The sequence below is a fragment of the Aeromicrobium sp. Leaf272 genome, assembly GCF_001422865.1.
Taxonomy (GTDB): domain Bacteria; phylum Actinomycetota; class Actinomycetes; order Propionibacteriales; family Nocardioidaceae; genus Aeromicrobium.
Genome location: NZ_LMMY01000011.1, coordinates 403,360 through 409,650, shown reverse-complemented (window position 1 = coordinate 409,650; position 6,291 = coordinate 403,360). Strand labels below are relative to the sequence as shown.

Below are 6,291 nucleotides of genomic sequence, written 5' to 3'. Positions count from 1 at the left end.
TCATCGACGGCGACCCGATGAAGCCGGCGACGAACAGGTTCGCCGGCCGGTCGAACAGCGCGAGCGGGGTGTCGACCTGCTGCAGCACGCCGTCGTTCAGCACGGCGACCCGGTCGCCCATGGTCATCGCCTCGACCTGGTCGTGGGTGACGTAGACGGTCGTGGTGCCGAGGCGACGCTGCAGGGCCGAGATCTGGGTCCGGGTCGAGACCCGCAGCTTGGCGTCGAGGTTCGAGAGCGGCTCGTCCATGCAGAACACCTGCGGCTGCCGCACGATCGCCCGGCCCATCGCGACCCTCTGGCGCTGGCCACCGGAGAGGGCCTTGGGCTTGCGGTCGAGGACCTTCGTCAGGTCCAGCATGGTGGCGGCCTCGGCCACCCGTGCGGCGCGCTCGCTCTTTGGGACGCCGGCGACCTTGAGGGCGAACGCCATGTTCTCGCCCACGCTCAGGTGGGGGTACAGGGCGTAGGTCTGGAAGACCATGGCGATGTCGCGGTCCTTCGGCGCCACGTGGGTCACGTCCCTGTCGCCGATCCAGATGCTGCCGCCGCTGATCTCCTCGAGCCCGGCCAGCATCCGCAGCGACGTGGACTTCCCGCAGCCCGACGGACCGACGAGCACGAGCAGCTCGCCGTCGTCGACCGTGAGGTCGAGGTCGGCCACGGCCGGGCGCTCGGCACCCGGGTACGTGTGTCTGGCCTGGACGTACCGCACCTGTGTCATGGCTCACAGTGGATCACATCGTGGGCCGAAGTGGAAGCGCTTCCATCTATTTTGTGGTGNCCCCGCCGGGCGAGGGGTGTTTCCCCACCCCGCCCCCAGGAGACCATCGTGCGCAAGACCACCCACCGACTCGCCCTCGGGCTGGCCACGGCCGCCCTCGGCCTGACCGCCGCCTGCGGTGGTGGCGGCGGCGACGACGACGCCACCGGCACCATCGAGCTCACCACGTTCGGGGAGTTCGGCTACGACGACCTCGTGAAGCAGTGGAACGAGGACAACCCCGACACCCCGGTCAAGCAGACCAAGGTCTCCAAGTGGGACGACTGGAAGAACGAGCTCAACACCATGCTCCAGGCCGGCACCGGCCTGCCCGACGTCGTGGCGGTCGAGGGCGACTTCATGCCCGCGATCGTCGCCGCGCCCGATCGCTGGGTCGACCTCGCCAGCGACGACGTGAAGGGCCGCTGGCTCGACTTCAAGGAGAAGGAGGNCCGGCCTGCCGAGCGACCGCGAGGAGGTGGCCGCCCTGATGTCCACCTGGGACGACTACTTCGCCCTCGGCGAGAAGTTCACGAAGGCCAGCCCCGACGTCGCCTGGTACGACGCCTCCGGCTCGATCGCCCAGGCCATGCTCAACCAGGTCGAGTTCCCGTTCGAGCAGGAGGACGGCACGGTCGACGTCGACAACGCCGAGCTCAAGGAGGTCTGGGAGACCGTCACGAGCCGCTCCGACTCCCTCTCGACGCAGACGGCGCAGTGGAGCGACGACTGGAACGCCGGCTTCGCGCGCGACGGCTTCGCGACGATCCCGTGCCCGGGCTGGATGCGCAACCCCATCAAGGACAACACCGGCGACCCCGCCCCCGACGGCGTCGTGTGGGACATCGCCGACGTCTTCCCCGGCGGTGGCGGCAACTGGGGCGGCTCCTACCTCGCGGTCCCGCAGACGTCGAAGAAGCAGGACGCGGCCCGCGAGTTCGCCGCCTGGATCACGGCGCCGGAGCAGCAGCTGACGATCTTCGAGACCCTCGGCAACTTCCCGTCGCAGGTGGAGGCGCTCGAGAGCCCCGACCTGCTGTCGGTGACCGACGAGTACTTCAACGACGCGCCGGTCGGTGAGATCTTCTCCTCGCGCGCCGACGCGATCGACGTGCAGCCGTTCCACGGACCGCTCTACTCCGACATCCTGACCAAGTTCCAGGACGCCATCAACCGGGTCGACCAGGGCACCGACCCCGACGAGTCGTGGGCCTCGTTCGTCTCGGAGGTGAAGGCGCTCCAGTGACCACGACCCTCGAGCGCCCGGTGGAGGAGCGACGTCTCCTCCGCCGGGCGCGGCGGTCCCAGTGGGACGTGCGCCTGGCGCCGTACCTCTACGTCTCGCCCTTCTTCGTCCTGTTCGGGCTCGTCGGCCTCTTCCCCCTCGTCTACACCGGCTTCCTCGCCGTGCACGACTGGGACCGGCTCGCGTACTCGCGCGGTGAGTTCGTCGGCCTCGACAACTTCCGGTTCGTCCTCGCCGACCCGGTGTTCCGCAAGTCCATGGTCAACACCTTCAGCATCTTCGTGCTGTCGACGATCCCGCAGGTCGTCATCGCGGTTCTGGTCGCCGCGCTGCTGAGCACCCGGCTGCGGGCCAGCGGGCTGTGGCGCATGAGCGTGCTGCTGCCCTTCGTGGTGGCCCCGACCGCGGCGGTCCTGATCTTCGGCAGCCTGTTCGCCGACCGCTACGGCCTCGTGAACGCCGCCCTCACCGAGCTGGGCCTCGAGCCGATCCGCTGGCACGTCGAGCGGCTGTGGAGCCACGTGGCCATCGCCGGCATGGTCAACTGGCGCTGGACCGGGTACAACGCGCTCATCTTCCTGGCCGCCATGCAGGCCATCCCGCGCGACCTCTACGAGGCGGCCGCACTCGACGGCGCCGGTCGGGTCCGCCAGTTCTTCTCCGTCACGCTTCCGCTGCTGCGCCCGACGATGATCTTCGTCATCGTCACCAGCACGATCGGCGGGCTGCAGATCTTCACCGAGCCGCGGCTCTTCGACGACACCCCGGCCCGCGAGGGCGGCCCGAGCCAGCAGTACATGACGACGACGCTCTACGTGTACGCCCGCGGGATCGAGGACCAGTTCTACGGACGTGCCTCCGCGGCCGCCTGGGTGCTGTTCCTCGTGATCGTCGCGATCGCGCTGGTCAACTTCCTCGTCGTCCGAGCAGCCACCCGAAGGAGCGAGCGATGAGCAGGCGTCCGGGCTTCGTCACCTACGGCCTGCTGGCCGCGTTCGTCATCGGCTCCGCCCTGCCGCTCTACTGGTCCGTCGTCATCGGCTCCCACACGCGGGAGCGCGCCACCTCGTTCCCGCCGCCCCTGCTGCCCGGCGGGCACTTCCTCGAGAACGCCGCACGCGTGCTCGACACCGTCGAGTTCTGGCAGGCCATGGTGAACAGCCTCGTCGTGTCCACGGCGTGCGCGACGTCCGTGGTGTTCTTCTCCACGCTCGCCGGCTACGCCTTCGCCAAGCTGCGGTTCCGCGGCAGCAACGCGCTCATGGGCTTCGTGGTGCTGACGATGGCCGTGCCGACGCAGCTGGCCATGGTGCCGCTGTTCATCCTGATGCGCGACTACGCGCTGCTCGACACGCTCGTCGCGGTGGCGCTGCCCACCTTGGTGACGGCCTTCGGCGTGTTCTTCATGCGTCAGTACCTGGTGGACGCCGTGCCCGACGAGCTGCTCGAGGCCGCCCGCATGGACGGCTGCTCGATGCTGCGCACCTTCTGGACGGTGGCGGTCCCGGCGGGGCGGCCCGCGATGGCGATCCTGTTCGTCTTCACGTTCATGACGGTCTGGACCGACTACCTGTGGCCGCTCGTCGCGCTGCAGCGCACCGAGACCCTGCAGCTGGCGCTCGACCGGCTGGCCCTGACCGGGCAGGGGCAGTCGACCGACTACGCCCTGGTGCTCGCGGGGTCGGCCATGTCGACGGTGCCCCTCCTGATCCTGTTCGTCCTCGCCGGCCGACAGCTCGTCGCCGGCATCATGCAAGGAGCCGTCAAGGGATGACCGAGACATCTTTCCCCTCCAGCTTCCTCTGGGGCGCGGCCNCCTTCGCGCGGGTCCCGGGAGCCGTGCTCGACGGCGACACCGGTGACGCCGCGTGCGACCACTACCACCGGGTCGAGGAGGACGTCGACATCATGGCGTCGCTCAACCTCGACGCCTACCGCTTCTCCACGTCGTGGGCACGCGTCCGGCCCGACGGCAGGGAGCCGAACCAGCGCGGTGTCGACTTCTACGCCCGGCTCGTGGACACGCTGCTCGACCGGGGCATCACCCCGTGGGTGACGCTCTACCACTGGGACCTGCCGCAGGTGCTCGAGGACGCCGGCGGCTGGACGAACCGCGACACCGCGCACCGGTTCGCCGAGTACGCCCTCACGCTGCACGACGCCCTCGGCGACCGCGTGCCCTACTGGACCACGCTGAACGAGCCGTGGTGCTCGGCCTTCCTCGGCTACACCGGCGGCCAGCACGCGCCCGGACGGCAGGAGGGCGTGGCGGGCCTCGTGGCCGCGCACCACCTGATGCTCGGCCACGGCCTGGTCGTCGACGAGCTGCGCCGCCGCGGGGTCGACGGGCGCGAGGGCGGGCAGGTGGGCATCACGCTCAACCTCACCGTGCCGGAGCCCTTCGACCCGACCGAGCCGGCCGACGTGGCCGCGTCGCACCGGGTCGAGCACCTGTTCAACCGGGTGTTCCTCGACCCGATCCTGCGCGGGTCCTACGCCGAGGAGATCCACCAGCTCACCGACGGGCTGTGCTGGCGCGGTCACCCGTGGCAGTCGGCGATCCGTGACGGCGACCTCGCGCTCATCGGTGCACCGATCGACGTGCTCGGCGTGAACTACTACCACGGCGACGCGGCGTCCGGCCGTCCTCACCGCGACGCCGACCTCCTCGGCTCCCGCATCCGCCACCCCTCCCGGGAGACCACGTCGCCCTACCCCGGTGGCGAGGCGATCACCTTCCCGCGGCGGGGACTGCCCGTGACCGGTCTGGACTGGGAGGTCCAGCCCGAGGGACTCACCGACCTGCTCGTCGCGCTGAACGACGACTACGACCTGCCGGCCGTGTACGTGACCGAGAACGGCGCCGCCTACCCCGACGTCGTGGCCGACGACGGCACGGTCGACGACCCCGAGCGCCTGGCGTTCGTGGCCGGACACCTGCGGGCGGTCCACGCGGCGATCGAGAAGGGGGTCGACGTGCGCGGCTACTTCGTGTGGTCGCTGCTCGACAACTTCGAGTGGGCCTACGGCTACGACCAGCGGTTCGGCATCGTGCACGTCGACTACGAGACCCAGCAGCGCACGCCCAAGTCGAGCGCTCTCTGGTACTCCCGCGTGGCGGCGCAGGGGATCCTCTAACGTGCGACAGGTGAGCGAGGACCTGACGGCACCCGGGGGTGCCCCGACGCTCGACGAGGTCGCCCGGCTCGCGGGCGTCTCGCGCGCCACCGCGTCGCGCGCCATCAACGGCGGTCATCGGGTGTCGCCACGGGCGCTGACCGCCGTCGAGGACGCGGTCCGCACCCTGGGCTACCGGCCCAACCCGGCCGCGCGCAGCCTCGTGACGCGTCGCACCGACTCGGTCGCGCTCGTGGTGCCGGAGCCCGACGAGCGCGTGTTCGCGGACCCGTTCTTCGGCCACACGCTGCGCAGCGTGAACCGCGTGCTCGACGAGCGCGACCTGCAGCTCGTGCTGCTGCTCGCCCGCCCCGGCGAGGAGGGCCGCCTCCTGCGGTACCTGAGCCGACGCAACATCGACGGCGCCCTCGTCGTCTCGCACCACCGGCACGACCGGCTGGCCGAGCACCTCAGCGGCCTCGGCCTCCCGGCGGTCTTCGTGGGCCGGCCCTGGGCCGCGGTGCGGACCCTGTCGTGGGTCGACACCGACAACGTCGCGGGTGGACGGCTCGCGGCGCAGCGTCTGCTCGACGGCGGTCGGCGCCGGCTCGCGACGATCGCCGGACCGGCGGACATGGCCGCGGGCGCCGACCGGCTCGCCGGGTGGTGCGAGGTCGTGGAGGGCGCCGGTCTGTCGGCCTCGGCCGTGCGGCGCGGCGACTTCACCGAGTCCGGGGGTCTTGCCGCGGGTCGCGCGCTGCTCGCCGAGCACCCCGACCTCGACGGCCTGTTCGCCGCCTCGGACCTGATGGCGGCGGGCGCCCTGCGCGCCCTCGCCGAGGCGGGTCGCAGCGTCCCCGGCGACGTCGCCGTGGTCGGCTACGACGACCTCGAGGTGGCTGAGCGGACCTCGCCGACCCTCACCACGGTGCGCAACCCGGTCGGCGAGATGGTGGAACGGGCCACCCGGCTGCTGCTCGACCAGCTCGCCGACGTCGGGGAGCGCGAGGCCGAGCAGGTCGTCTTCCCTCCCGCGTTGGTCTCCCGCGACAGCGCCTGAGCCCCTACGATGCGGGCGTGAGCACGTCCGACCAGCCAGCGTTCGACCCGAGCCTGCTCATCGACGTCGCGGCCGACTTTCTGTTCGACGGCGGACCGACCCTCA

The 6,291-nt window shown here is 71.0% G+C and carries 6 protein-coding genes; 5 read left to right on the top strand and 1 reads right to left on the bottom strand.

The window, feature by feature from the left end:
- The coding region (locus ASF38_RS09065) for an ABC transporter ATP-binding protein (protein WP_369815189.1) at positions 1-724 on the bottom strand (724 nt) is incomplete at its 3' end.
- Positions 725-1,253: 529 nt separating this feature from the next.
- On the opposite strand from ASF38_RS09065, the gene ASF38_RS09060 reads away from it, so the two are divergent.
- The 5 genes from ASF38_RS09060 to ASF38_RS09040 all read left to right on the top strand — a co-directional run bounded on the left by ASF38_RS09060 (position 1,254) and on the right by ASF38_RS09040 (position 6,186).
- Positions 1,254-2,009 (top strand): extracellular solute-binding protein, encoded by a 756-nt coding sequence (locus ASF38_RS09060; RefSeq protein WP_162237332.1) that lies wholly within the window; start codon positions 1,254-1,256, stop codon positions 2,007-2,009.
- Positions 2,006-2,962 carry a carbohydrate ABC transporter permease gene (locus tag ASF38_RS09055; protein WP_200914473.1) on the top strand — a complete coding sequence of 319 codons (957 nt, stop codon included), beginning with the start codon at positions 2,006-2,008 and terminating at the stop codon, positions 2,960-2,962. The genes ASF38_RS09060 and ASF38_RS09055 overlap by 4 nt, the downstream gene beginning before the upstream one ends.
- Positions 2,959-3,783: a carbohydrate ABC transporter permease gene (locus tag ASF38_RS09050; RefSeq protein WP_082480638.1), complete on the top strand. Its 825-nt coding sequence runs from the start codon at positions 2,959-2,961 to the stop codon at positions 3,781-3,783. Before ASF38_RS09055 ends, ASF38_RS09050 begins: the two co-directional genes overlap by 4 nt.
- A 42-nt stretch (positions 3,784-3,825) precedes the next feature.
- On the top strand, positions 3,826-5,147 hold a 1,322-nt coding region (locus ASF38_RS09045; RefSeq protein ID WP_255353824.1), incomplete at its 5' end, for a glycoside hydrolase family 1 protein.
- A 10-nt stretch (positions 5,148-5,157) separates the two neighbouring features.
- On the top strand, positions 5,158-6,186 hold the full coding sequence (locus tag ASF38_RS09040) for a LacI family DNA-binding transcriptional regulator (protein WP_235497580.1): 1,029 nt from the start codon (positions 5,158-5,160) through the stop codon (positions 6,184-6,186).
- The last annotated feature ends 105 nt before the right edge of the window (positions 6,187-6,291 follow it).

What these genes read in the sequence shown, in the direction of transcription:
- ASF38_RS09060 (WP_162237332.1), top strand. Translation starts at nt 1,254, where the DNA reads ATGTCCACCTGGGACGACTACTTCGCCCTCGGCGAGAAGTTCACGAAG.
- ASF38_RS09050 (WP_082480638.1), top strand. Translation starts at nt 2,959, where the DNA reads ATGAGCAGGCGTCCGGGCTTCGTCACCTACGGCCTGCTGGCCGCGTTC.